The following is a 24,964-nucleotide window of genomic DNA, read 5'->3' as shown; positions in this document are numbered from 1 at the left end:
AAGGGAGAGGGAGACGATGACGCGTGGAAGAAGGCCGGGGCGCGGGCGCACCGCCGTCGCGCTGGCCGCTCTGGCCTTCTTCGGCGCGGCGTGCGACTCCACCGCGCCCGCGCCCAAGGGCGTCCTCGCCGTCGAGCGCGCCGAGGACGGCGGGGTCAGGCTGCTGCTCGGCGGCTGCCCCGGCTACGTCGCCAGCGACTTCTCGGTGCTTGAGGACACCGACGACGACGGCGAGCTCGTCACCTGGAGCGTGCACAACGGCGGCTGGACCGGGTCGGTGAACGAGATTCGGCTCTTCCAGCCGCCGCCCGAAGGCTGGCGGTCCGCCGACGACAGCCTCACCGCGCTGCAGGAGGGCGTCCCCTACATCGCCACCGTCAACGGCACCGCCGGCGACCTGAGCCTGCGGAGCAGGGTGCCGTTCACCACGGCCGACCTGGCGGGTCTCGGCCGCGGGCAGGTGCTGGCGTGGGCGGGAGGCGAGGAGACCGTGAAGACGAGCAGGGACGCCTTCCTGCGCGCCGACCCGGACCGCTGCCGCCCGTGACCCGTCACGTCAGGCGCTGCTCGCCACGTTCTGGATGGCACGGGCGAGGCGGGCGAGATCGACGCCCTCGAGGTGGTCGAGGAAGTGCCGGCGCACGCTGGCCAGGTTGCTCGGCCACGCCTGTTCCAGGCGGGCGAGACCGGCGTCGGTGAGGACCGCGTTGAACCCGCGGGCGTCGTCGTCGCACCTGACCCGGTCGACCAGGCCCTGCCGCTCCAGGACGGAGACGATGCGCGTCATCCCGCTCAGGGAGAGCTCGCAGGCGACCGCGAGCTCCCCCATCCTCATCCGCCGCTGCGGCGCCTCCGACAGCCGCATCAGGGCGATCCACTCGATGAGCGGCATCTGGTGTTCACGCACCATGTCCGCGTCGATAGCGCGGGGCAGCGCGTAGATCAGGCGAGGCAGCGCGCGGATCAACGCCTCCTCCTCGGAGGTCAGCGGCTGCGCCGGCGGCACCGGCTGCGATGTGGTCATGGCCACATTCTACTTGCTTGCTTCACAAACGAAGTACCTCATATGGTTTCTTCGCGAAGCAATCATTTCTCGCGGAAGTGGAGATCGTCATGACCAGAATCGGGATCATCCTCGGCAGCACCCGCCCCGGACGCAACGGGGAGGCCGTCGCCCGCTGGGTGCACCAGGTCGCCGGGCAGCGGACCGACGCGGAGTTCGAGCTTGTGGACCTGCTCGACTACAAGCTCCCGCACCTCGATGAGGCGCTGCCGCCGTCGTTGGGCCAGTACAGCCAGCCGCACACCATGGCGTGGGCCGACAAGATCGCGTCGTTCGACGGGTTCGTCATGGTGACGCCCGAATACAACCACTCGACGTCGGGCGCACTGAAGAACGCCATCGACTTCCTGTACGGCGAGTGGAACAACAAGGCCGTCGGCTTCGTCAGCTACGGCTCGGTCGGCGGCACCCGGGCGGTGGAACACCTGCGCCTGATCGCCGGCGAGCTCCAGATGGCCGACGTGCGGGCTCAGGTGGCGCTGTCGCTCTTCACCGACTTCAAGGACTTCAGCGTGTTCACGCCCAACGAATTCCAGCGTGACTCGCTCACCGCGATGTTGGACCAGGTCGTGGCGTGGAGCACGGCGCTCGCGCCGCTGCGCGCCCGCTGAGTTCGCGCCGACTCGGGGATCAGGAGGAACTCCGTGGGAATGCTTGACGGCAAGGTGGTGCTGATCACCGGCACCGCCGGAGGTCAGGGCCGGGTCGCATCGCTGACCTTCGCGCGGGAGGGCGCGAAGGTCGTCGGGTGCGACATCCAGGTCGACGCCAACAACGAGACGGTGGAACTCGTCCGCCGCGCCGGCGGTGACATGACGGGCATCGCGCCCGTCGACCTCACCGATCCGGAGCAGGCGCGGCAGCTGGTCGAGGACGCCGTGGCGGCCTACGGCGGGCTCGACGTCGTCTACAACAACGCGGCCAGGCCGCGCTTCGGGCCGGTGCCGGACTTCTCGGTGGAGGACTGGCGGATGACCATCGCCAGCGAACTCGACAATCCCTTCTTCGTGTCGAAGTTCGCATGGCCGCACCTGGTCCGGCGGGGCGGCGGCGTCATCATCAACGTCGCGTCCATGGCCGGCATGATCGCCGGTGAGGTCCCGCCGATGGTCGCGCACAGCGCGGCGAACGCCGGGGTCATCGGCATGACCCGGCAGTTCGCGCTCGAAGGCGCGCGCCACGGGATCCGCGCGGTGGCGATCAGCCCCGGGCCGGTCCTCACCCCGGCCAGCGACCGCGACCTCGGCAACAACAAGGCGGCCAGGGACGCGATAACCCGCAAGACGCTCCTCAAACGTTTCGGCCGGCCAGAGGAGATCGTCGAGCTGGCGGCCTTCCTCGCCTCCGACCGGGCGGCCTACATCACGGGCGCCAACTACGCGGTCGACGGCGGCGCGACCGCCTGGTAGCGCCGCTCGACCCCCCTGACGCCCGGCCGCCCGGCGTCAGGGTATGGGCGGCGCCTCACCAAGAACAGGTAATCTGCCGACGACCTCGCGCCTCTGACGAGCCGAGGAATCCGGCTTCGGGAGTGGGTGCATGAGGCGCTCGGTGATTTCCGCGGGTGTGGTTACGGCGTTCCTGGTCTCCTGGCCGGCCGGTCCGGCCGAGGCGCGGACGGCCGATCCCCTGGCGGCGTTCACAGCGCAGGTGGCGGCCAGGCGTTGGGTGAAGGTGAGCGAGGTGCACCGGGTTCACATACGGAAGGAACTCTTCGAGACGTCCGATATTCGTGGTGCCGTGCGGCTCGGCGGGGCGGGGTTGACCGCGTACGACCTCACCGTCAAGACCAAACAGCTCGGGGGGCAGCTGCGGTTGCTCGCCGCGGGTGGGTACACGTACCAGTCGGGAAGGCCGATCCAGAAAATGTTGCCGGACGGGAAGACCTGGTGGAAGGAGCGGTTCACGGCCAGTGACCGCAACCCGTTCTCCTCGGTCCTGCCGGTTTTCGAGCCGGCTACGTACAAGGCGCTGCTGGCCACCACGGCCAAGCGGACCGGCGGGGTTTATCAGGGCGCCATCACCGTGGGCACGCTGTACAAGGCCTCGCCGTCCCTGCGCGCGCAGCCTGACATGAAGCCCACCCGGCGAGAGGCCGCGCTGAAGGTCCACTGGCGGTTGTGGACGGACCGGAAGGGCCTGCCGACCCGGCTCTACACAACCTTCGCCGATCCGGACTACCCGACGGGAGCGATGATCGCCCGCACCGACATGCGTCTCTCGTCCTGGGGGACCAAGGTCCGGCTCACCCTTCCCGACACGAAGGTCACCTACCAGCGGAGCTGATATGCGCTGGTAGCGGCATCGGCCGGGACGGGGCCGGGACCGCGGAGAAGGCCGGGGCGAGCGCCGCCGGGGTGGCCGGTCCTGCCCGGCTCGCGGGGCCGGAGGCGCCGGCGGGGCATGCACACGCGGGGGCGTGGGTGCTCGTCACGTCGTCGCCCTCCTTTCCAATGCCGCGGTCACCTGCGCGGCGACGCGATCCGTCCAGTCGGCGAGGACCCGGTCGAGGTCGGGGATCTCGGCCTCCAGCAGGGCCAGGCCGGGAGTGGGCACGAGCGCGCCCAGCTCGACCAGCACGGGACGCAGGTGCAGCTCGACGGCCAGGGCGTGCCGGGGGGATCCCATGACCAGCAGCGGCAGCGCCACCGTCCTGGTCAGCGCGCCGCCGGGGAGGCGGTCGAGGAACGCCTTGAGCAGACCCGTGTAGGTGGCCTTGTAGGTGGGGCTGGCCACCAGGAGCACCTGCGCTCCGGCGACCAGTTCCAGCGCCACCTCCACGGTCGGCGAGGGCCCGGGGGTGAACAGGTGCGGCCCGATCGCGGACAGGTCCACGACCTCGGGCGGCGCCTCGTGCCCGATCCGGCGCCCCACCGCCTCGGCCGCCGCCACGGCCGCGAGGTGGGTCCGGGAGCCGCCGCGCGGATTGCCGACAAGCACCACGAGAGAGCTCACGAGGCCACCGCCTCGTGCGGCTCGGCCTGTCCGGTGTCCGCGCCGGAAAGCGTGCGAATGGTCAACAGATGGTCCTCCAGATCGGAACGGGCGTTCGTGCGAAGCGGGGGCGGGATCACGGGTGGGCGATGAACCGGCCGAAGCGGCCCTGGTGGTACAGGAGCGGACGCCCCGGCCCGCGCACCTCGGCCTGGGTGACCAGCCCCACGACGAGGACGTGGTCGCCCACGCCGACCCGCTCGTACGGCAGGCAGATCAGATGCGCGGACACGTCCTCGATCAGGGGCGCCCCGAGCGGCCCCGGACGCCATCGGGTGGGCTCGGCGAACCGGTCGATGCCCTTGCGGGCGAACCGGGCGGCGAGATCGGCCTGGTCGCTGGCCAGGACGTTGACGGCGAAGTGGTCCGCCGCGCGCAGCGACGGCCAAGTGGTGGACGACTGGTCCACGTAGAAGGAGACGAGGGGCGGGTCCAGGCTGACCGAGGAGAACGAGGTCGCGGTCAACCCCACCGGCACTCCCCCGCTCCGCGCGGTGACCACGACGACTCCCGCCGCGTGCACCGCCAGCGCGCGCCTGTAGGCGTCGGCGTCCAGCCCGCGCTTGTGGTCGTCGGCGTCGAGGCCGGGGCCGAGCAGAGTCTCCGTCATGGCAATCCTCCGGAAGGTCGCAAGCTGCTCTGGAAGTCGATCCCGCCCGCCGGGGGCAGTACGGCACGCGGGATCAGGGATTCGGATGGAGGCGGGACCGTACGTGACGTGGTCGCGCACGGCTCGCGAGGAGAGCGGCCGCGTGCCGCGGCCGGCCTCTCATCGGCACGAAGACGACGGAAGATCGACGATCAACAACACTGCGCGCTGGCGACGTGGCCGTAGTCCACGCTCGAACGCCGGGTCAGACGAACGCCCTGGCTCATACCACCGAACGTACGATCACCCGAGAGCAAAGTCAATATTTCCTACTAGCTTTACAGGAAAATCTCGCGATCAGGGCTCCACTGGACAACCAGCAGAAAGACAAGAGCCCGCCGTACCTGGACGTGAGCCCGGCTGGTTCAAGCGCTTTCGCGGCGCCGCCAGCGTGCCAGGATGCGCTGGTCCTGCTCGGCCTCGTCCCCATGCCACAGCTCGGCTTCCCGTTGGGCGTAGGGCAGCCAGTGCGGGTATTCCGGGTCGTCCGGGCGAATCTCGCGGGTGCCGTCGACTTTGGTGCCGTCGGGCAGGGTGGTCGCGGCCGGCACGCGGAGCACACCGCCGGGAAGCATTATCACGCTCATCGCCGCGCCTCTCCGTTCAACAGCCGAGACCGCAAGGGCGTGGGGCACCGCGGCCAGTGTCATCACGGCGAGGAGCAGCTCGGCGTCGGGAAAGGTGTCCGGGCCCCAGCACCGTGTCAGCCGCTTCTCCAGGGGTCCGACGTGAATCCACCCGGGGCGTCCCCGATTTTGGCCGGCCAACCGCGAACCCTTCGCCTTCCGCTGAAAGATCAGAGGCAAACTCTAGCCAGGGTCCGGGCGACGGGGGACGGCTTCACCATGATGGCCGGGCCGGGACCGCGGGGGCACGGGGTTCTGTGCGGCTACACATTCCCAAGGCGGGGCCAGGCAGCCCGACCGATAGATCCGGGGTAGAGGATCGCGGTCATGCCGTGGTTCCCGCCGCCCGGCGTGATGACCGTGTCAGCGGCTGCTGAGCCCGGTCTCGTCCGGCAGGGCGCCGACAGTGACGACTAACTCGTCCGCCAGGTTGAGGACGCGCACCCGGCCGTGATCGAACTCCAGCAGAAGCCCGATATCCGCATCGAGGTGTCGATCCACGATGTACCTCACCGCTTGGATCGATTGGCCGAGGAAACCGCTCATCGGGAAGGCCGGCGGGGCGGGAGCGACGACGACCCGGCCGCACTCGTCCATGTCGTAGTCACCGTGTGGTCGATGAAGGGCCAGCTCGATCGAGTCGTCCGGCGCTGTATGGAAGCGGACGGGGCCCAGGTTGCTCACGTGAAGCCACATGTGCACCAGCGAGGGCTCGTCATCGCTTGGGTGCTCGTGCAACGACAGCGTCACCTTTTCAAGCCGCCGGCCGACGAGCTCGTCAGCGGAGATCACCCCGTCATGGTGCCATGGCCGTCCAGGCGGACGTTCCCCGTTCCTGCGACCGCTGGGAGGATCGGCCAGACACCGCGACCGGGTCAGGTGACGACGACGGGGTGGCGCACCACCGCGTCGAAGCGGTAGCCGAGCAGGTTGTACGCCGCGCGGCCGGGCTGCACGGCGCCCGTCTCGTCGGCGGCCCGGGCGAGCAGCCGGAGGTTGCCCGCCTCGCGCGGGGTCCAGGGAAAGGTCCAGCGGACCCAGCCGCGCGGGTGGCGGTCGTCGCTCAGGAGGGCCGGCCGCCACGACACGCCCTCGTCGTCGCTGACCTCCACCCGGACCACGCGCCCGTGGCCCGACCACGAACGGCCGCGCAGCAGATGCTCGCGCCCCGCCTCGAAGCGGGCCGGCCAGGGCAGTTCGAAGGCGCTCTTGACCCCCATCCGGGTCAGCGGCGGGCCGCCCCCGGGCGGGTGGCCGGGGCCGTGCATGCGGTACAGCCGCGTGCTCCACGGCGACTCCAGCGGCTCCGCCGACACCTCGATGTCCCCCAGCCACTTGATCGAGGCGGCGCCCACCCAGCCCGGCACCACCAGCCGGGCCGGGTGGCCGTGGTCGGGCGGCAGCGGCCGCCCGTTCATCTCGTAGGCCACCAGCACGTCGTCCAGCGCCTTGGCCACGGGAAGCGGGCGTCGCACCCTCCCCAGGTTCTCCCCCGCTTCGACGTAGTCGGCGTCGAGCCCGCGCGGCATGAGCGCGACGGCCCTGCCGCTCATCCCCGCCCGATCCAGGAGCGTCGCGAGCCGCACGCCGCGCCAGCGCGCCACCCCCACCGCGCCCAGCCGCCAGGGAGTGCCCGGCACCTCCTGGTTCTGCTGCTCGCCGTACAGGCGGCGCCCGTTGCCCGCGCACTCGATGAACGCGGTCAGGGTCTCGGCCGGCATGCCGAGGAGGTCCCGGTAGGTGAACGCGACCGGCCCGCCGCGCAGCGCGTCGCCCCACAGCGTGAGCCGCCAGGTGGCCGCGTCGATCAGCGGCGTCGCCGTGTGGTTGCGGACGAAGAACAGGTCGTACGGCGTCAGGTAGTCCTCGCCGCGCAGCGCCTCCCAGCGGGTCTCCGCGTTCGTGCCGTGCACGGCGAACAGGCGGGGCGGCAGGGGCTTGCGGATGCCGGGCGGGGGTGCCGCCTCCGGCGCCGTACGCCGTGCGCCGCGCCTTACTCCAGGGCCGTCCTCGATGGAAGTCATGCGCCTCCTCACCTGCCGCGGTCAGCCGGCCGGCCTCCGCAGGGCGACGGCCGGCATGGGAATGGGCGGGAAGGGGTTGTCGGGCAGCAGGATCACGCGGCGCGGCCGGTCCGCCTGTCCCGCCGCGTCCAGGTGCAGCAGGGCCGCCCCTATTCCCGCCGCCCCGGTCAGGTAGCCGGTGTCGGCCGTCACCTCGCCGGGGCGCTGCCGCCGGTACGCCTGATACCAGCGGTATCCCCGGTCGTCGTAGCCGGTCGCCCTGCCGATCAGGTGGTCGGCGAGCCTGCGGGCGAACTCCAGGTGCTCCTGCTCCCCCGTCGCCGCCCACAGCCCCACGTACAGCTCGATCAGCCCGGCGGTGCCGCAGCACTGGCAGGCGACGTTCCACAGGCCCGCGGTCTGCCGGAAGGGCGCGCCGGACTCCCTGACGCCCCTGGCCAGCCGCCTCACCCACTCCAGGTCGGCGCCGTCGCCGCTCACCCGATACAGCTCGTAGAACATGCGCGCGATCCCGGCGGAGCCGGAGCAGTAGCCCAGGTGATCGGTGACGGTCGCGCTCTCCCCTGTCAGGACCGCGGCGGTCCGGACGAGCCCCGCACCGCGGCGTGCCGCGTCGAGGAACGCCTCCTCTCCCGTCGCGCCGTACAGGCGGGCGAGCAGGAAGGCCGTCCCCGCCGTGCCGGCCAGGAAGCCGGGCGGGGCCGCCTCCGCTGACACGGCCGGGCACGCCGTCGGCCGGTCCCGGGGCGCGGTCAGCCGCGCGATCCGCCGTCCCGCCTCGACGGCCATCTCCTCGTAGGCCGGCACGCCGAGCGCCGCCGCGGCGCGCAGCAGCCCCAGCACGACACCGCCGTCACCGCGCAGCGTGACATCTCCCGACCAGCCGATGCCGCCGTCGTCGAACGCGCGGGCGCTCCTGACGATCCTGTCGGCCGCCGCGACCGCCGCGCTCTCGAAACGCTCCTCGCCGAGCGCCCAGCCGGCCTCGGTCAGCGCGAGGACGACACCGGCGAGGCCGTGATGGAGCGACACGTCGGCCTGCCGCCGCCAGGCCGACGCGAGGTAGCGGGCCCCCGTGCGGGCGTCCTCCAGGTAGGCCTCGTGCCCGGTCCCCGCGGCGAGCTCCAGGAAGAACAGCACGATCCCGGCCGCGCCGGAGTGGAGGGAGGCGGGCTCCCCGGGCATCGCCCGACGGCCGTGTGGGTCGGGGTTGGCCCGCCATCGCCTGCCACCCTCGTCGTCGACCGCGGCCGTACGGATCCACCGCCCTGCCATGATGGCGGCCGTCAGCGGAGTCTCTGCGCGCTCACCGGATGAGCGGATCGGGTCCGGGCCCATGGACCCCACTATCCCACAAACCTGGTAGGTAATAGCAACTATCTACTCCCGCCCTTTCCTGTATTTCCTATTGACTTACTAGGTATGAGCGTCTCACAGTCGAGCCGAGCACTCGCACTCCCGAGAAAGGCGTCCGGCGTGAGCAACGAACACCCCCCGACCATCGCCGAACACACCCGTGCCGCGTTCAACGAGGACTGGGCCGCCACCATCGTCGGCCTCGTCCTCCTCGTGCTGGTCATCACCGGCGTGATCCCGACGGGGCTGGTGCCGTGATGAGCAGCGAAGCCGCCGCCCCCACCGCGACGAGGGCCACGGCGTGGCAGTGGCCCGCCCTGGGCGTCCTCACCGTCCTCGTCCTCGCCGCCGGCACCAGAGCCCTGGAGAAGGGCGTGCCCGAGTGGTTCGCGGGATCCGACCTGGCCAAGGCGATCGAGTATCCCTTCTACGCGATCGTCCTCGGCCTGCTCGGCAACGCGGTGCTCACCGCGACCGGGCTGCGCGACCGCCTGGCCGCCGGCTTCCGCACCGAGTTCTTCATCAAGACCGGCCTCGTGCTCCTCGGGGCGTCGATCAACCTGAAGGTGATCGTCACGGCGGCCGGTCCCGCGATCGTCCAGGGCATCGTGCTGATCAGCGCGGTGTTCCTGTTCACCTGGTGGCTCGGCGGCCGCCTCGGCCTGGACGACAAACTCCGGGCGCTGCTGTCGGCCGCGGTGTCCATCTGCGGCGTCAGCGCCGCCATCGCGGCGGCGGGAGCCGTACAGGCCAGGCGCGAGCAGCTCGCCTACAGCGCGAGCCTGGTGATCGCATTCGCCCTGCCGTCCATCTTCGTCCTTCCGGCGCTGGCCTCGGCCCTGGGACTGAGCCCGGAGGTGGCCGGCGCCTGGATCGGCGGCAACATCGACACCACGGCCGCGGTGACCGCGGCCGGCGCCCTCGCCGGAGAGAACGCGCTGGCCGTCGCCACCATCGTGAAGGTCACCCAGAACGCCCTGATCGGCGTCGTGGTCGTCTTGCTGACCGCCTGGTTCGCCTTCAGGATCGAGCGCCGTCCCGGCGCCGAGCGGCCGGGCGCGGGCGAGCTGTGGCGGCGGTTCCCGAAGTTCGTGCTCGGCTTCGTGGCGGCCTCTGTGGTGACCACGTGGTATCTCACCACGGTCGGCGCGGCCGAGGGCAAGGCGGTCGTCGGCGTCGCCAACGACCTGCGCACCTGGTTCCTCATCCTGGCCTTCGTCAGCATCGGTCTGGAGTTCCGAGTGGCCTCGCTCCGGGAGGCGGGGTGGCGTCCGATCGCCGTCTTCGCCGCCGCCACCGTGGCCAACGTGCTGCTGGCACTGGGGCTCGCCACGGTCCTGTTCAGCGGCTTCACCGTCACCTGAGCCACCGGCCCAACCATCCGAGCACGCCGCCCTCGCCCTCCTCCGGCGCCGCGTCGTCGTCCGGCAGGTCGTACCAGTGCGTGTCCCCAGGAAAGAGGTCCGGCGGCGTGCCGGGCTCGCGAATCGCACTGTCCTCATCGTTTCGCTCGCTGCGCTCGCTCATGCCACCCCCTCGCCTCGCGGCTCGGGGTCGCATTCGCGAATCGCACTGTCCTCATCGATTCGCTCGCTGCGCTCGCTCATGACGCCGCTCCTGCCGGGATCGCGCTGGAACCTTCCGCCGCCGCGGTCCGGGCGGCGTCCAGCGCCCTGCGGGCGTAGGCCCGGACGTCGGCGTCGGAGTCGCCGAGAGCGGAGTGCAGGGCCGCGGCGACCTCGGGCCGGGCCGCCCACCCGGACAGCGAGAGGACCGCGGCCTTGCGCACGTCGAGGTGCGGATCGGCCAGCGCCGCCACCAGGGGCCCCACCGCCTGGGCCGGGTCGGCGGCGGCCAGTCCCCGCACCGCCCCGACCCTCACCTGCCAGGCCGGGTCCGCCAAAGCCCGTACGGCCGTCTCCGCGAGGCCCGGCTCCCCGCGAAGAGCCTGGCCGAGCCCGGAGAACGCCTCCAGGGCCGCCGCCCGGACGAGCGGGTCGGAGTCCGCGGCGAGCCGCGCGACGGCGGGGGCGCCGTCCGGCAGGCCGATGACGCCCAGCCCTCTGGCCACCCAGACGCGTACCTCCCGGTCCCGGTCATCGGCGGCGAGCGCCACCCGCTCCGCGTCGTCGAGCGCGACCAGCCCCCTGACCGCCTCGATCCGCACCCGGGTGTCGGCGTCGGCGAGCGCCGCCTCGAACAACGCGGCGTCACCGAGGCGCAGCGCCCGCAGGACGTCGAGAACCGCCGCCCGGACGACCGGGTCCGCCGCTCCGCCCTGCCCTTCTCCGGTGTAGGCGACGAGCGCGCGCAGCGACGCCCCGAACTCGGCGGTCGCGGGCAGCACCTCGACGAGCTCGCGCAGCCCGGTGGCGGCCGCGCGCCGCACCGTGCCGTGCGGGTCGGCGAGGGCCCGGATGAGCGCGGACTCCACCCCAAGGGGCGCGGTCTCGGTCAGCGTCGCGACCGCCGCCCTGCGGACCTTGGGATCGACGTCCTCCAGGTAGGGGGTGATCTGGTTCAGCGCCGGCTCACCGTCGGCGAGCCGCAGGAGTTCGAGGATGCGCGGCGAACGCCCGATCGCCTCCACCGCGAGCCGGCCGCCCGCCCTGCGCCGCGCCGGCCCCGCCGTGCCGTACGCGCCGAGCAGGACGGGCTCGGCCTGGCGGGGTACGAAGCCCTCGACGGGCACGAGGTAGGGCTCGACCGGACGCTTGACGAACTCCATCGCCCCGGCGGGGTTCTTGCGCAGGTTGAGGTGGTAGAACCACTCGTCGTCGTCTCTGCGAGGCAGGTCGGCGCGGTCGTGGTAGAGGCCCCACCTGCTCTCGGTGCGCAGCAGCGAGGACCTGGCGGCCATCTCGGCGCAGTCCCTGATGAACGTCACCTCGGCGCAGCGCATCAGCTCGTGCGGGGTCCTGGCGCCCATCGCCGCGATCTCGTCGCGCATCCGCTCGAACGTCTCCAGCGCGATGTCCAGCTTCCTCGCGGTCTTCGGCGGGGCGACGTAGTCGTTGACGAACCGGCGCAGCTTGTATTCGACCTGCTGCTGCGGCGGGCCGTCGGGGTGGCGCAGCGGGCGGTAGATCAGCTCGTGCGCGTCGGCGATCTGGTCCTCCGGCAGGCCGTCCGGCGTGCGGTGGTGCTCGGCGGCGTGGGCTCCCGCGAGGTCGCCGAACACGAACGCCCCGATCATGTAGTTGTGCGGCACGCAGGCCAGGTCGCCCGCGGCGTACAGGCCGGGGACCGTGGTGGCGCCGTTCTCGTCCACCCAGACGCCCGAGGCCGAGTGACCGCCGCACAGGCCGATCTCGGAGATGTGCATCTCGACATCGTGGGTGCGGTAGTCGTGCCCGCGTCCCGCGTGGAAGGTGCCCCGGGTGGGGCGCTCGGTCGTGTGCAGGATGTTCTCCAGCGCGGTGAGCGTCTCGTCCGGCAGGTGGCTCGTCTTGAGGTAGATCGGGCCGCGGGCCGAGGCGATCTCCCCTGCGACCTCGGCCATCATCTGGCCCGACCAGTAGTCGCAGTCGACGAACCGCTCCCCCTCGGCGTTGACCTGGTAGCCGCCGAAGGGGTTGGCGACGTACGCGCAGGCCGGGCCGTTGTAGTCCTTGATCAGCGGGTTGATCTGGAAGCACTCGATGCCGCTGAGCTCCGCGCCCGCGTGGTAGGCCATCGCGTACCCGTCCCCGGCGTTGGTCGGGTTCTCGTAGGTGCCGTAGAGGTAGCCGCTGGCGGGCAGGCCGAGCCGCCCGCAGGCGCCGGTGGCGAGGATCACCGCCCCGGCGGCGACCGTGACGAAGGCGCCCGATCGGGTGTCGAACCCGGCGACGCCGACCGCGCGGCCCTCACTGGTCAGCACGCGGACCGGCATCACCCGGTTCTCGATGCGCACCTTCTCGCGGATGTCGCGACGGCGCAGCACGCGGTAGAGCACCTTCTTGACATCTTTGCCCTCCGGCATGGGCAGGACGTAGCTGCCCGAGCGGTGGACCCGGCGCACCGCGTACTCACCGTGCTCGTTCTTCTCGAACTTCACGCCGTAGCGCTCCAGCCTGCGGACCATGTCGTAGCCGCGGGTGGCCGTCTGGTAGACCGTGCGCTGGTTGACCACCCCGTCGTTGGCCCTGGTGATCTCGGCGACGTAGTCCTCGGGGGTGGCCTTGCCGGGGATGACCGCGTTGTTCACGCCGTCCATGCCCATCGCCAGCGCCCCGCTGTGCCGTACGTGCGCCTTCTCCAGCAGGATGACGTCGGCGCCGCGCTCGGCGGCGGTGATCGCGGCCATGGTCCCGGCGGTGCCGCCGCCGACCACCAGGACCTCGCATTCCAGATGTGTGCGGTCCGCCGGGGCAGGGATGTCCATTCAGAGCTCCTCGATGATGCGGGCGCGCAGCCCGGTGCGGTCGATGTCGGGGGTGCGCGGGTCCGGCACGCGCAGGACAGTGCCGATGCCGCCGTGTCCGCCGCGCTGTCCGCCGGGCTGCCGGCCGCGATGTCCGCCGCGTTGCCCGAGCACGACGACCCGGTCGGCGAGCAGCAGCGCCTCGTCCACGTCGTGGGTGACGAAGACGACCGTGGCGAGGGTGTCGCGGAGCACGTCCAGCAGCAGGCGCTGCATCCCGGCCCGGGTCTGCGCGTCCAGCGCGCCGAACGGCTCGTCCATGAGCACCGCGCGCGGCGCGCCCGCCAGCGACCTGGCGAGCTGCACCCGCTGCCGCATGCCGCCGGACAGTTCCCGGGGCAGCCGGTCCTCCCAGCCGGCGAGGCCGACGCGGGCGATCCAGCTCTCGGCGGCCGTCCTGCGCTCCCGCTTCGGCACGCCGCGGATGCGCAGCGGCAGCTCGACGTTACGCAGGACCGTGCGCCAGGGCAGCAGCGCGTCGTCCTGGAAGACCATGGCGCGGTCGGGCGATGGCCCTGTGACCGGCACGCCCTCGGCCAGGACCCGGCCGGCGTGCGGCGCCAGCAGTCCGGCGATCGCCCGCAGGACGGTGGACTTGCCCGATCCGGACGGGCCGACGATCACCAGGACCTCGCCGGGGGCGATGTCGAGACGCAGGTCCTCCAGCACGGCGTGCCGCCCGTAACCGAGGGACACACCCTCCAGCCGGACGGCGAGCCCGGCGTCCACCCGCGGGGCCGCTGCGACGGAAGCGCTCATCGGACGTTCCCTCCCGCACCCCGGTCACCACGGGGCAGCCACCGGGTCAGGCGCCGGCCGAGCAGTTCGATCGAGGCCGACGCGACCCAGCCGAGCACGCCGATCGACGCCATGCCGACGAGCACCGCCGGATAGTCGACCACCGTGTAGGCGTGCCAGGTGCGGTAGCCGACGCCGAACTCCCCGGAGATCATCTCGGCGGAGATCACGCAGATCCAGGCGACGCCCATGCCGACGGACAGCCCGCCGAAGACGCCCGGCATTGTGCCCGGGAGCACGACGTTCCACAGCACGTGCGCGCGCCCGCCGCCCATCGTGCGGACCGCGTCCTCCCACAGCGTCGGCAGGGCCCGTACGGCGTGCCGCGTGCTCACCATGATCGGGAAGAACGCCGCGGCGAACGTGATGAACACGATGCCCTGCTCGTCGGTGGGGAACACCAGGATCGCGATCGGGACGAGGGCGATCGCCGGGATCGGCCGGACGACCTCGACGGGCGGCAGCAGCACGTCGCCGGCCCACCGCGACCGCGCGACCAGGACGCCCAGGGCGATGCCGGCCACGGCCGCCAGCGCGAACCCGGTGAAAATGCGGATCAGGCTCTGGGCCAGGTCGAGGTAGTAGATCCGGGTGCCGAGCTGCCGGCCGAACTCCGCCGCGACCTCGGCGGGCGAGGGCAGGCGGTCGAACCGCAGCCCGACGCGGGCGTCCGCGGTCGTCAGCCACTGCCACACCGCGACGACGGCCGCCAGGGAGGCCAGCCTGACCGCCCACCTGCGCAGGCCTGCCGCCGTTCTCGTCCGGCCCGTCGCCGTGCCGGCGTCCGCCCTCTCGACTGCGGGGGCACCGGGGCCGATCGTCGCGTCCAACGCTGGAGAGCTCATCGCGACGCACCTCCCGCTGCCGCCTTCGGCTCCCCCACTGCGGCCTTCAGCGCCTCGTCGTAGCCGACGACTCGCGCCCGGGGGTGCTCCTTCACGTAGGCCTGCGCGCCGTCCCGGGTGGTGAAGGGCGTGAACCGCTCGTCGTCGTCCGCCGAGGGGTCGCGCACCCAGACGGATTTGTCCGCGAACCAGTGCGTCCCGGTGGCCGCGTCGGGCACGTAGGCGGCCCGTACGGCCCTGCCGCCCGCGGTGGCGGCGGCGATCTGACGCAGCAGGCAGGTGGGGGTGGCCGCAGGGCGCAGCCGGTCCTCTCCGGCGAGCCAGAGCTCGCCCGCCTTCGCCGGGTCGCTGACGGCGGTCCCGCAGGCCTCGTCGGTCCCGGTGATCCTCGCCGCGTTGACGGTGCTCGCGGTGCCGGCGTCGTATGAGGCGCCGTACGCCTTCCTGATGAAGGAGTCGTTCGCGAACGTCGTCACGTCGACGTCGGTGAAGTCGGCGCCGATGATCTTCAGGTACTTCTCGTCGTGCCGCAGGGCGGCCAGCAGTTGCGGCTTCACGGTCACGTCGAACGAGGCGATGCCGTCGCGGCCGTTGTAGAGGTAGACCACCTCGGGCGGCAGTCCGGTGGCCTCGGCGACCGCCTCGGCCGCCTCCACCGGATGCTCGTGGAGGTAGTTCGTCGCGTCGATCTGGGCCTGGAGGAACGCCTGGAGCACGTCGGGGTGCTCCTTGGCGTACGCCTGCCGTACGACCACGCCGTGGAACGTCGGCACGCCGAGCGCGGAGCCGTCGTAGACGAGCCGGGCCTGGTCCTTGAAGACGAGCAGTCCCGGCCAGGCCACGAACTGGGCGTATCCCTGCACGTTGCCCGACTGCAGCGCGGACGCGCCGACCGGCGGCTGCTGGTTCACGACCTCCACGTCGGTCGCGGGGTCGAGCCCGGCCCGCTCCAGGGCCTGGACGAGCGTGCCGTGCCCGGCAGAGCCCGAGCTGGCCGAGACCTTCTTCCCCTTCAGGCCGGCCAGTGTCTCCACGTCCGACGACGGGGGCACGACGACCGCGTTCAGCCCGCCGCGCAGGTTGTAGCCGGTCACCGAGACGAGCTCGGTCCGCGCGGAGGGCACGCCCTGGGTGCGGGAGGCGTTGATGAGGAGCGGGTAGTCACCCATCGACCCGATGTCGATCTTCCCGGCCACCATCTTGGCGGTGATCGGGGCGCCGGTGTCGTAGTCCTGCCACTCGACCCGGTATCTGCCGCCGAGGCGCTTTTCGAGGTAGCCGAGGTCGCGCAGCAGGGTCCCGGCCGTGACCGTGTTGATGGTCTTCGACTGGTATCCGACGACGACCGTCTGCCTGCCGTCGTCGGCGCCGGCGGACACGGAGCACCCGGCCGCGGCCAGCAGCGCCACGGCGGCGAAGAGCTTACGCATGGGGGGTGTCCTTCTATCGGAGCAGGTAGGGGATGTTCACCGTGACCGCGTCCGCGGGGCATCGGTCGGCGCAGGGGCCGCAGTACCAGCACTCGTCCACGTGCATGTACGCCTTGCCGCTGACCTCGTGGATGGCCAGCGAGTCGAGCGGGCACACGTCCACGCACAAGGTGCACCCCTCGATGCACAGCGACTCGTCGATCGTGACGGGCACGTCGGCGCGGCTATTGACCAGGGTCATCGGTGTTCCTCCAGAGGTGGCCACGCATGGTGAGGCGGTCGCCGCGGAACCGGACGAACTCCAGGTCCACCGGGCGGCCGTCGGACAGGTGGGTGAGGCGCTCGACCATCAGCAGCGCCGCGCCGGACGGCGCGTCGAGAACGGCCGCGGTGTGGGCGTCGGCGTTCACGGCCTCGATCGTCAGCTCCGCCACGCCGAGCGGCTGGCCGGCGACATCTTCCAGCAGCACGAACACGTCGTTGTGCACGAGGTCGGCGTCGAAGAGCGGCTCCCCCATCTCGCGGACGAGATAGGTCAGGTCGAGCGAGAGCGGCAGCCCGTTGAGCCTGCGCAGCCGCTCCACGTAGACGACGGACTCGCCGGGCGGCAGGCCGAGCCGCCCCCGTACGGCGGCCGGAGGCGGGATGAGCCCCATGGCCCGGACCTCGTTGGTGACCTCTCCGTGCTCACGGAGGGTCTCGGCGAGGCCGAGCAGCCGGTGCAGGCCGTGCGGGTACTTCTCCGCGGCCACCGTGGTGCCGACTCCCGGGCACCGCTCGATGAGGCCCTCGTCACGCAGCAGGTCCAGGGCGTCCCTGATCGTGTTGCGCGAGGTCCCGAACTCCTGCGCGAGGGCGGACTCCAGCGGCAGGTGACCACCGCCGAATCCGCCGTGCACGACCTCCCGCCGCAGCAGGTCGGCGACCTGGCGGGCCCTGTCCGCCCGGCGCCGTCTCGCGTCCGCCAACTCCATGAAGCAAAAGGCTACTCTTCCGGTAGGAATAGCGGAATAACGGCGCGATTACGCCACTCGGCACGGTCGTCGAACGCGCTCGACCTGCGGCTTCCTGCCGACACCGCCGACAACCGCCACCCTCGCGTACGCGCCGGCGACCCCCCGTGAAGGTCAGGCCGCGACGATTCAGGCAGCGACGATTCAGGCGGCGAAGGTCAGGCGGCGAAGAAGCGGTCGGCGAAGGCCTCCCACTGGGCGAGGAAGTCGATGCCGTCGTCGCGCAGCCAGTTGAGCTGCAGGCCGTCGAGAAAGGCGAGCAGGTCCACGGCGGCCGCACCCGGATGGGGATGCCAGGCCAGCAGGTAGCGCTCCAGCATGGCCCGGCCCTCGCGGAGCCGCGTACGGAAATAGGCGTGCGCGGGATGCGCGGGGTCCAGCGCCTCGGCCGACAGCACGGTGTACAGCTGCACGAGCGAGCGCTGCGCGAGGTTGCGGCGGACGAATCCCGACATGACGGCTCGGGCGGTGGCCGCGTCGGGCGCCGGTTCCAGCGTGCCGACCACGCTCGTGAGGTCGAGCGTGTCCCGGCGTTCGAGAACCGCGATGAGCAGCTCCTCGCGGGAGCGGAAGTGATGCAGCAGCCCCGCCTTGGTCATGCCGCAGGCCGCCGCGAACGCCTCAAGGGTGACGCCCTTGAACCCGGAGGCGGCGATCAGCTCGGTGGCCGCCTGGAGGATCTCCTCCCGGCGCTCGGCGAGCGGCAGCCGGCGCCGTCCCGGTGCGGGGGTCATGCCGTCCTGGCTCCTGCGAGACGGGGGGTTGATTCGATCACGATAGCAGCCTAAGTTATCTACCGTTTGGTAGATAGCGCTGTCGCGCCTGTTCAGAGAGTTGTGTGCGCATGTCGACGCCCTCTTCTCCGACCCCCTTCTCCGACGCCGTCGCCGCAGTGCGTGCCGGGCGGCCCCTGGACGAGGCGGTCGACGAGCTGTTGTCGCAGCTGACCCGGGAAGAACGCCTGTGGCTGCTGGACGGTGACCTGCCGTTCTGGCAGGGCATGGCCGACATGATGACCAACGGGTACAACCTCACCCCCTACCCGATGGGCCGCGTCGAACGGCTGGGCATCCCCGGCCTGTTGTTCTCCGACGGCCCCCGCGGCGTGGTGATGGGTGAGTCGACCGCGTTCCCCGTCTCGATGGCCCGCGGCGCCACCTGGGACGTCGAACTCGAAGAGCGTGTGGGCACCGCCATCGGGCGCGAACTGCGCGCCCAGGGCGCCAACTTCTTCGGCGGCGTGTGCGTCAACCTTCCCCGTCACCCCGCCTGGGGGCGGGGCCAGGAGACATACGGCGAGGACCCGATCCTGCTCGGCGAGTTCGGCGCGGCGCTCACCCGCGGCGTGCAGCGCAACGCCATGGCCGTCGTCAAGCACTACGCGCTCAACAGCATGGAGAACGCCCGCTTCTCGGTCGACGTCACCGCCGACGAGGCGGCCCTGCACGAGGTCTACCTGGCGCACTTCCGCAGGATCGTCGAAGAGGGCGTGTCGGGCGTCATGACCGCCTACAACTCTGTCAACGGCGAGTGGGCCGGGCAGAACGAGCACCTGATGGAAGGCGTGCTCCGCGGCATGTGGGGCTTCGAGGGCGTCACCGTCTCCGACTTCATCTGGGGCCTGCGCGACGCCGCCGCCTCGCTGCGCGCCGGGCTCGACGTGGAGGAACCCTTCCGCCAGCAGCGCGCCGAGCACCTGCCCGCCGACCTGGAGTCGGGCCGGGCGAGCTGGGACGACGTCGACCGGGCGGCCCGCCGCATCCTCGCCACCCAGCTGCGTCACTACGCCGCCCTCACCGAGCCCGAGCCCCCGCTCGACGTGGTGTTCAGCTCCGAGCACCGCGCGCTGGCGCGCGAGGTCGCCGCCCGCGCCATGGTGCTGCTCAAGAACGACCCGGTCGGCGAGGCGCCCCTGCTCCCCCTGCAGCGGGACGCCCTCACCTCCCTGGCGGTCGTCGGACGCCTCGCGGACGTGGCCAACACCGGAGACAACGGCTCCTCCGACGTACGCGCCCCGGAGGTGATCACCGCGCTGCGCGGCCTGACCGAGGCGCTCCCGCAGGCCCGGATCACCCACGTGGCCGACGACGACCCGGCCGCTGCCGCCGCCGCGGCCGCTCAGGCCGACGTCGCGGTCGTCGTCGCGGGCTACACCGCCGCCGACGAGGGCGAGTGGATCGGCGGGGACGTGCTGACCGATCCCGAACTGCTGGCGCTGTTCCCGCCTCCCGGCGACGACCCCGCGGGACAGTCGTTCGCGGCCTTCATGGCCCAGCCCGGCGCGGTGGACTCCATCAGCGGGGGAAGCGCCGGCGGCGACCGCGCGAGCCTGCGGCTCCGGCCCGTCGACGCCGAGATCATCCGGGCCGTGGCGGCGGCCAACCCGCGCACCGTCGTGGTGATCGTCACCGCCGGGGCCGTCATCACCGAGGAGTGGCGCGACGCCGTACCGGCCGTGCTGGTCTCCTGGTACTCCGGCTGCGAGGGAGGCCGGGCCCTGACCGACGTGCTGCTCGGCGAAGTCGACGCCGCCGGACGCCTGCCGTACTCGATCCCGGTCGCCGAGGAGCACCTGCCGCACTTCGACCGCGACGCCACCGCCATCACCTACGACAAGTGGTTCGGCCAGCGGCTGCTGGACCGGGACGGCCACACGCCGGCCTTCCCGCTCGGGTTCGGGCTGTCCTACACCGGCTTCGCCCTCACCGACCTTTCCGTCAGCGCTCCCGACGGCGACGCCTTCACGGGCGTCGTGACCGTGACCAACACCGGCTCGCGCGCGGGCCGCCACGTCGTGCAGCTCTACGGACGGCCCACTGGGATCGACGCGGCCGCCGACGACTTCCCCACCCGGGTCCTGCTCGGCTTCGCCACCGTCGACCTCCCGGCCGGGGCGTCGGCCCGGGTCACCGTGCCCGCATCGACCAGGCCCCTGCTGAGGTGGACGCCCACCGGCTTCGTCCCCGCCGCCCCGGCGGCCGAGATCGAAGCCGCCTCCTACGCGGGCGATCCCGCCGCCGCCGTTTCGATGCTCACGCTGTGACGGCGGCGGCCGGCGCCGCCGCGACCGACGGGTGCGGCCGGACCGGCCGCACCGGTCATGCCGAGGCGACCGGCCTGCCGCCTCCGCGCACGCCAGGTGACCGCGGGCGCGCCGTCAGCGCTTCTTCAGCAGAAGCTCGGCGTTGCGGTCACCGGGCAGGCCCGCCAGTCCGCTCCGGAGACCGGGTGAGTTGAACGAGAGCTCCCGGTAGAGCGCGGCCAGACCGCTCTGCGACAGGTCGGTGAAGTCGGTGCGGTGCGGCGCGGCCGACTCCACCAGCGTGGTGAACAGGGACAGCGTCCCATCGTGGTTGTCGGCCAGCTCGACGACCCTCGCCAGCTGCGGGTAGTCGACGTGGGAGGCGGTGGAGATCTCCCAGAAGCCGTCATGCGGGACGATCCTGTTGAGGTGGGAGTGACCGTTGATCCACGCGGCCACGTTGCGGTGCTTCCTCAGCACCGCCAGCAGCTCCTGCCCGCCGTGCCGCTTCTCGTGCGGGCGGGCGGGATCGGGGGCGAGGTTGGTCATGGCCCAGCTCGGGTGGTGACTGAAGATCAGCGCGATGTCGTCGGCGTGCGTCTTCAGGGTCCGCTCCAGCCAGGCCAGCTGCCGGGTGCCGACCGATCCGCGGTAGTCGCCGCCGCGGTCGGTGGTGTCCAGGCTGATGCCGACGACCCCGTCGGCGATCCGGAAGGAGTAGTCCAGGCGGCCGCTGTCGAGGTTGTCCCGGGTGTAGCCGTGGCCGACCGGTCCCGAGCCGGTGTACGCCGGGTCGAGATGAGCGGCGACGTAGGCGTGCGGGCTCACGGGGGCGCGGCGCTCGTCGGGGGTGACCGTGCGGGTCTTGCTCCTGTGGTGCTTCCAGGCGGCACGCAGACCTGCACCCGTGGGGTCGCCCCGGCGCAGTGCCCGGTAGACGGCGCCGGCCTCGGAGGCGGGCAGGGCGAACAGCTTGCGCGAGCCGGTGGCGAGGTCGGCGAAGAAGCCGCCGGCGGCGGAATAGGCGCCGCCGAACAGCTGGTCGTGGTTGCCGATGGTGGAATACCACGGCACGGCCAGGCCGGGGCTGCTCACCTCGCGGATGGCCGCCTCAAGGAAGCCCTCCAGGTGAGGGAACCCCACCCGCTTGTCGACGTCGCGCACGCCGGACTCCGGCTGCCAGTAGAGGCCCAGGCCGGAGCCCTGCACGCCCTCGTACGCGCCCGGGTCGCCGGTGTTGGGGGTGAAGCGCCCGCCGGTCATGGCGGTGAGGAACCACTCCAGCTCGATCCGGGAGTTGTTGTCGGTGTTGTCGCCGGTGGTCATGACGAAGCCGATCGGCGCCCGGGTGGCCGGGCCGTACCGCAGGCTGTTGACCTGCTCGATCAGCGAGACGGCTCCGACGGCGGTCAGCGCCTCCTGCGGGCGCCAGGAGCCCATGTCCGCGGCGCGCAGGAACTCGTAACGCTGCGGGTTCTGCACGTCGGTGATGTGCAGGTCGGTGAACTGGACGAAGCAGGCCAGCGCCGTGCGGCGTCCGGCCCTGTCCTTCTTGGCCCCGGCCAGTTCTGTGCGTGTCACCCGCCCCCAGCCGGGGCCGTCGGACAGCCGGCGGTATCCGCCGGCGCCGTGCGGTCTCGCGACGGTGTGGACCGTCGTCATCAGCGTGGCGGCCGACGGTGTCACGGTCGAGGAGGCGGCCTGAGTGGAGGACAGTGCGAAGTCCAGCGCGACCCCGGTGGCGGTCGTTCCGGAGGCGAGGAGGAAGGCGCGGCGGCTGAGGGCGGGATCCATGATGCTCCCCGGTGGCGGCGAGGCGAACGTCCACCGGGAATGTTTGACAGCGGGAATGACCGCCGCCCTAACACGGCTGAAACGCTGTCCGGCCATATGTGGCCGAGAAACAGCCGTATGGGAGTTGGACGCCTGGTGGCAGCGGGCCGGTAGCCTGCCGCTTTCCCGCCGTTCGAGTTTCCCGCCGTTCGAGAAGAGCGCGGTCCCGGGTTCACGACGCCGCGGCCCGGCCGAGGAGCGTGATCCGGAGGCGAACAGCTGACAACCGATCTTGCTCGTGCCACGTCTCCTGTAGGTCCCTACGTCACATCAGGAGTCGGCGTTGCGTATCCCTGCCGTGGTCTCGGTCGTCTTCGCGGGTTGCCTGGCGCTGGCGAGCCAGCCGGCCCACGCCGCCCCGCTCAGCATGGAGCGGAGCCTGCGCGTGGTCGCCGAGGTCGTGGAGTACGAGTGCACCACCGATGAGAATGCGGCGGAGACGCAGGACGTCAAGATCAACGTTGAGCTGACCATGCCGGACGACGCCACCGCGGGACAGCAGATGTCCATCGCCTGGCGCGGAACGTACGCCACGGGCAGTGAACTGCGGGCACCCACCGACGGACTCAGCGACGTCAAGGTGTACGCCTACGCGGCATTCACCGGGATCGAGAACCTGACATCCGCCACCGGTGTGAGCGAGCTCGTGAGCGTCGCCGCCGGGCAGATCATTCCACTGCCGCAGACCGGACTCACCTTGAAGACGACCTCGCCCAACGCGGGCACGGCGACGGTGCGTCCGGCCGCCGTCAACATCGGGCCCTCGCCCACCGCGCCGGTGATCCAGTGCGAGGTGCGGGATGCCACGACCCTGACCACCTACACCCTGGACGTGGCCCAGGACGCCCAGACGAGCCCCACTCCCTCTCCCGACGGCACCGTCGCCGGCCCCAAGCCGACCCGCACCGTCACGGCCACCGTGACGGCCTCCGTGTCGGACGCCGTGTCGGACGCCGGATCGGACGCCGGATCGGACGAAGACGGCCTTGAGCAGGATGCGGGGGCGGCCCAGGAGGTGGACACGACCCCGGTGGGCGGGGCCGCGACCGGAGGCGGTGGCGAGGCCGGGCCGGACGGGCGGATGTACGTGCTCACCGGCCTTGCGATCACCCTCGCCGCCTGCGCCGGACTCCTGCTGCGCCGTCGTCTCCGGTCACGGTGAGCGGGCCGGCTCCCACGACGCGTACGTCCCGCCAGGTCAGGCCGGCCGCCACCGGGCCGGGCGGCAGCCGCCGGCGTACGGTCGCCACATCCAGCAGGCGGCGCGGGGGTGGTCAGCCCTTGCTGTGCCCCGGGTTCCGGCGCGCGACGTACAGGCGGTCGCCCTGGGGGCCGGTCCACTCCAGCCGTACGACGCCGGGCACGGCGGCCTCGCCGATGCGCGACGGGTCGGCCCAGTAGCCGACGTTGGGGTTGCGGAAGAACGTCGCCCACAACTGGCCGCTGCGATCCACGAAGATGTTGTTGTGGCCGGCGCCGACGCCCAGGGTCCACCGCTTGGAGTAGGGCCCCTCGAACCTGTCCGCGACGGCGATGATCGCGTCGTACTGGTACTGCACGCGGCCGGCGGCGGCCGTGTCGTAGGCATAGCGGGTGCTGCCGTCGGACTGGACCGACGACCGGTCCCACGCCGCGTGGACGAGGTAGTACTTGCCGCCGTACTTGAACACGTACGCGCCTTCGAGATACGGCTCGGGCGCGTAGGGCGTCTGCTGGAACTGCGGCAGGTTCGTCGTCGGGACGATGTCCTCCATGTCATCCCGGAACTTCGCGTACAGGTTGTTGTGCAGCACGAGCCACGCCTCGTCGCCCTCGCTGAACAGGCCGCCGTCGATGTGGTGGTAGGCGCCGGGCTTGATGAAGGCGGGCCCGCCGATGAAGGAGTCGCCGAAGGGCTTGTCGTGGTTGCCCTCGATCAGCCGGTAGGGGCCCTCCACCCCGCCCTCGCTCACGAGCATGAACGAGCCGACCTTCTGGGAGTGGTCGCCCATGCACGCGACGATGTACCACTTCCCGCGGAAGTAGTGCACCTCGGGCGCCCACGCGTTGCCGCGCTTGCCGAACTGGTCGTCGTACCAGTACTCCTGCCAGGGAGCCACCACCGTGCGCCCGGGCCGGTTCTCGCCGACGAACTCGGGCGACCACACCTTGCCCTTCTCGGCGTCCGGCCGGATGCCGGTGGTGTCGGCCAGCTTCCACGGCCCGTGCAGGGATGTGGCCGTCCACACGAAGATGCCGTCGTTCCACGGGCCTGCCGCCGCGAGCCCGGGCACCCGGGTGGTGCCGGTGGCGACGTAGATCGGACGACCGCCGACGTCGAAGCAGTTGACGTAGGTGTCCCGCATCCAGACCCGGCCGAGCTCCTCGTCGCGGGGGCGCAGCTCCAGCGGGAGGATGAAGGAGTTGTCGTCACGCGGCCACAGGTCCTCGCGCGTGTCCGCCAGGCCGTAGGGCGCGGGCTCGGGCCAGTTCGACGGGTATCGCCCCTTCGGCGCGCCCCCGTTCGGCAACTCCTTCGGGTCCGCGTGCGCGGCGGTCGCGGGCAGCGCCGCCGCTCCCAGCAAGCCCGCGACACCGGCCAGCACGGACCGCCGGCCCACGTACAACCCGTTATCGGCACCGGTCATCAGTAGCGTCCTCCTTTTCACGCAGTCCACGCAGTCGACGCAGTCCACACGGTCCACACAGGACGTGGGCGCCCTGCCGGGAGGACACGGTAGTAAGACTCATTCCGACAGTGAACAGACGACAGAAAGGTTCTCGACGAGCCGGATCGGGCCCGGGTCCGCCGGGCATTCTCCCTGCCTCGCACCGGCACTTCCTGCCGCCGTGGACGCGAAGTCGAGAAGGCGCCGCGTCCGCGACCCCGGCGATACTCCGCCCGATATCGAAATTCGCTTTTCCAT

General features: G+C 71.7%; 25 protein-coding genes. 8 read left to right on the top strand and 17 right to left on the bottom strand.

The features are described 5' to 3' along the window. Positions 1 to 16: 16 nt before the first annotated feature. Positions 17 to 547, top strand: a complete 531-nt coding sequence (locus ACIBK1_RS36150) for a hypothetical protein (protein WP_030510238.1) — start codon at positions 17 to 19, stop codon at positions 545 to 547. A gap of 9 nt (positions 548 to 556) precedes the next feature. Here ACIBK1_RS36150 and ACIBK1_RS36145 read toward each other — a convergent pair whose 3' ends face one another. Further along, a complete protein-coding gene (locus ACIBK1_RS36145) occupies positions 557 to 1,024 on the bottom strand; it encodes a MarR family winged helix-turn-helix transcriptional regulator (protein ID WP_030510239.1) in 468 nt (155 codons plus the stop codon). An 89-nt stretch (positions 1,025 to 1,113) separates the two neighbouring features. On the opposite strand from ACIBK1_RS36145, the gene ACIBK1_RS36140 reads away from it, so the two are divergent. The 3 genes from ACIBK1_RS36140 (at position 1,114) to ACIBK1_RS36130 (ending at position 3,349) form a co-directional block, all read left to right on the top strand. Next, entirely contained in the window at positions 1,114 to 1,674 is a 561-nt protein-coding gene (locus tag ACIBK1_RS36140; RefSeq protein ID WP_030510240.1) for an NADPH-dependent FMN reductase, read from the top strand. 39 nt (positions 1,675 to 1,713) lie between these two features. Next, positions 1,714 to 2,472 (top strand): SDR family NAD(P)-dependent oxidoreductase, encoded by a 759-nt coding sequence (locus ACIBK1_RS36135; RefSeq protein ID WP_396740214.1) that lies wholly within the window; start codon positions 1,714 to 1,716, stop codon positions 2,470 to 2,472. A 130-nt stretch (positions 2,473 to 2,602) separates the two neighbouring features. Next, positions 2,603 to 3,349, top strand: a complete 747-nt coding sequence (locus ACIBK1_RS36130) for a hypothetical protein (protein ID WP_156081074.1) — start codon at positions 2,603 to 2,605, stop codon at positions 3,347 to 3,349. Positions 3,350 to 3,493: 144 nt separating this feature from the next. On the opposite strand, the gene ACIBK1_RS36125 is transcribed toward ACIBK1_RS36130, so the two are convergent. The 6 genes from ACIBK1_RS36125 to ACIBK1_RS36100 all read right to left on the bottom strand — a co-directional run bounded on the left by ACIBK1_RS36125 (position 3,494) and on the right by ACIBK1_RS36100 (position 8,694). After that, the gene (locus ACIBK1_RS36125) at positions 3,494 to 4,018 is read right to left on the bottom strand and encodes an NADPH-dependent FMN reductase (RefSeq protein WP_396724697.1); all 525 of its coding nucleotides are present in this window, start codon (positions 4,016 to 4,018) and stop codon (positions 3,494 to 3,496) included. Positions 4,019 to 4,133: 115 nt separating this feature from the next. Next, entirely contained in the window at positions 4,134 to 4,667 is a 534-nt protein-coding gene (locus ACIBK1_RS36120) for a flavin reductase family protein (protein WP_036407998.1), read from the bottom strand. A gap of 404 nt (positions 4,668 to 5,071) precedes the next feature. Next, complete coding sequence (locus ACIBK1_RS36115) at positions 5,072 to 5,293, bottom strand: hypothetical protein (protein WP_143734666.1); 222 nt, start codon at positions 5,291 to 5,293, stop codon at positions 5,072 to 5,074. A gap of 402 nt (positions 5,294 to 5,695) precedes the next feature. Next, positions 5,696 to 6,124 carry a hypothetical protein gene (locus ACIBK1_RS36110; RefSeq protein WP_396740134.1) on the bottom strand — a complete coding sequence of 143 codons (429 nt, stop codon included), beginning with the start codon at positions 6,122 to 6,124 and terminating at the stop codon, positions 5,696 to 5,698. Positions 6,125 to 6,207: 83 nt separating this feature from the next. Then, on the bottom strand, positions 6,208 to 7,356 hold the full coding sequence (locus tag ACIBK1_RS36105) for a sulfite oxidase (RefSeq protein ID WP_396740132.1): 1,149 nt from the start codon (positions 7,354 to 7,356) through the stop codon (positions 6,208 to 6,210). Between the two features lie 21 nt (positions 7,357 to 7,377). Next, positions 7,378 to 8,694 carry a lanthionine synthetase LanC family protein gene (locus tag ACIBK1_RS36100; RefSeq protein ID WP_030510248.1) on the bottom strand — a complete coding sequence of 439 codons (1,317 nt, stop codon included), beginning with the start codon at positions 8,692 to 8,694 and terminating at the stop codon, positions 7,378 to 7,380. Between the two features lie 138 nt (positions 8,695 to 8,832). Here ACIBK1_RS36100 and ACIBK1_RS36095 point away from each other — a divergent pair, with 138 nt between their 5' ends. Both ACIBK1_RS36095 and ACIBK1_RS36090 read left to right on the top strand, forming a co-directional pair. After that, positions 8,833 to 8,970: a hypothetical protein gene (locus tag ACIBK1_RS36095; protein WP_197042788.1), complete on the top strand. Its 138-nt coding sequence runs from the start codon at positions 8,833 to 8,835 to the stop codon at positions 8,968 to 8,970. Then, positions 8,970 to 10,076, top strand: coding sequence for a YeiH family protein (locus ACIBK1_RS36090; RefSeq protein WP_396740130.1), 1,107 nt, complete (start codon positions 8,970 to 8,972; stop codon positions 10,074 to 10,076). The genes ACIBK1_RS36095 and ACIBK1_RS36090 overlap by 1 nt, the downstream gene beginning before the upstream one ends. On the opposite strand, the gene ACIBK1_RS36085 is transcribed toward ACIBK1_RS36090, so the two are convergent. The 8 genes from ACIBK1_RS36085 to ACIBK1_RS36050 all read right to left on the bottom strand — a co-directional run bounded on the left by ACIBK1_RS36085 (position 10,069) and on the right by ACIBK1_RS36050 (position 17,937). Continuing rightward, positions 10,069 to 10,239: a hypothetical protein gene (locus ACIBK1_RS36085; protein WP_396740128.1), complete on the bottom strand. Its 171-nt coding sequence runs from the start codon at positions 10,237 to 10,239 to the stop codon at positions 10,069 to 10,071. The genes ACIBK1_RS36090 and ACIBK1_RS36085 overlap by 8 nt on opposite strands. Positions 10,240 to 10,315: 76 nt before the next feature. Next, entirely contained in the window at positions 10,316 to 13,078 is a 2,763-nt protein-coding gene (locus ACIBK1_RS36080) for a fumarate reductase/succinate dehydrogenase flavoprotein subunit (protein ID WP_396740126.1), read from the bottom strand. Beyond that, complete coding sequence (locus ACIBK1_RS36075) at positions 13,079 to 13,876, bottom strand: ABC transporter ATP-binding protein (RefSeq protein WP_051762130.1); 798 nt, start codon at positions 13,874 to 13,876, stop codon at positions 13,079 to 13,081. Continuing rightward, positions 13,873 to 14,760: an ABC transporter permease gene (locus tag ACIBK1_RS36070; RefSeq protein WP_030510252.1), complete on the bottom strand. Its 888-nt coding sequence runs from the start codon at positions 14,758 to 14,760 to the stop codon at positions 13,873 to 13,875. The genes ACIBK1_RS36075 and ACIBK1_RS36070 overlap by 4 nt, the downstream gene beginning before the upstream one ends. Next, positions 14,757 to 16,190, bottom strand: coding sequence for an ABC transporter substrate-binding protein (locus ACIBK1_RS36065; protein WP_396740123.1), 1,434 nt, complete (start codon positions 16,188 to 16,190; stop codon positions 14,757 to 14,759). Before ACIBK1_RS36065 ends, ACIBK1_RS36070 begins: the two co-directional genes overlap by 4 nt. 13 nt (positions 16,191 to 16,203) lie before the next feature. Continuing rightward, positions 16,204 to 16,431 (bottom strand): indolepyruvate ferredoxin oxidoreductase subunit alpha, encoded by a 228-nt coding sequence (locus ACIBK1_RS36060; protein WP_030510254.1) that lies wholly within the window; start codon positions 16,429 to 16,431, stop codon positions 16,204 to 16,206. Beyond that, positions 16,415 to 17,164 carry a GntR family transcriptional regulator gene (locus ACIBK1_RS36055; RefSeq protein WP_396740121.1) on the bottom strand — a complete coding sequence of 250 codons (750 nt, stop codon included), beginning with the start codon at positions 17,162 to 17,164 and terminating at the stop codon, positions 16,415 to 16,417. The genes ACIBK1_RS36060 and ACIBK1_RS36055 overlap by 17 nt, the downstream gene beginning before the upstream one ends. A 197-nt stretch (positions 17,165 to 17,361) precedes the next feature. Beyond that, positions 17,362 to 17,937, bottom strand: coding sequence for a TetR/AcrR family transcriptional regulator (locus tag ACIBK1_RS36050; protein ID WP_030510256.1), 576 nt, complete (start codon positions 17,935 to 17,937; stop codon positions 17,362 to 17,364). A 110-nt stretch (positions 17,938 to 18,047) separates the two neighbouring features. On the opposite strand from ACIBK1_RS36050, the gene ACIBK1_RS36045 reads away from it, so the two are divergent. Then, positions 18,048 to 20,246 (top strand): glycoside hydrolase family 3 protein, encoded by a 2,199-nt coding sequence (locus tag ACIBK1_RS36045; RefSeq protein WP_396740119.1) that lies wholly within the window; start codon positions 18,048 to 18,050, stop codon positions 20,244 to 20,246. 114 nt (positions 20,247 to 20,360) lie between these two features. On the opposite strand, the gene ACIBK1_RS36040 is transcribed toward ACIBK1_RS36045, so the two are convergent. Then, positions 20,361 to 22,019, bottom strand: coding sequence for a TIGR03767 family metallophosphoesterase (locus ACIBK1_RS36040; RefSeq protein ID WP_396740118.1), 1,659 nt, complete (start codon positions 22,017 to 22,019; stop codon positions 20,361 to 20,363). Positions 22,020 to 22,341: 322 nt separating this feature from the next. Here ACIBK1_RS36040 and ACIBK1_RS36035 point away from each other — a divergent pair, with 322 nt between their 5' ends. Further along, the gene (locus ACIBK1_RS36035; RefSeq protein ID WP_396740117.1) at positions 22,342 to 23,220 is read left to right on the top strand and encodes a hypothetical protein; all 879 of its coding nucleotides are present in this window, start codon (positions 22,342 to 22,344) and stop codon (positions 23,218 to 23,220) included. Positions 23,221 to 23,332: 112 nt separating this feature from the next. Here ACIBK1_RS36035 and ACIBK1_RS36030 read toward each other — a convergent pair whose 3' ends face one another. Next, complete coding sequence (locus tag ACIBK1_RS36030; protein WP_396740116.1) at positions 23,333 to 24,685, bottom strand: family 43 glycosylhydrolase; 1,353 nt, start codon at positions 24,683 to 24,685, stop codon at positions 23,333 to 23,335. Between the last annotated feature and the right edge of the window lie 279 nt (positions 24,686 to 24,964).

Source organism: Microbispora rosea, assembly GCF_044460045.1.
GTDB classification, from domain to species: Bacteria; Actinomycetota; Actinomycetes; order Streptosporangiales; family Streptosporangiaceae; genus Microbispora; species Microbispora rosea.
The sequence above is the reverse complement of the archived record's forward strand: the minus strand, read 5'-3'. Positions and strand labels throughout refer to the sequence as shown.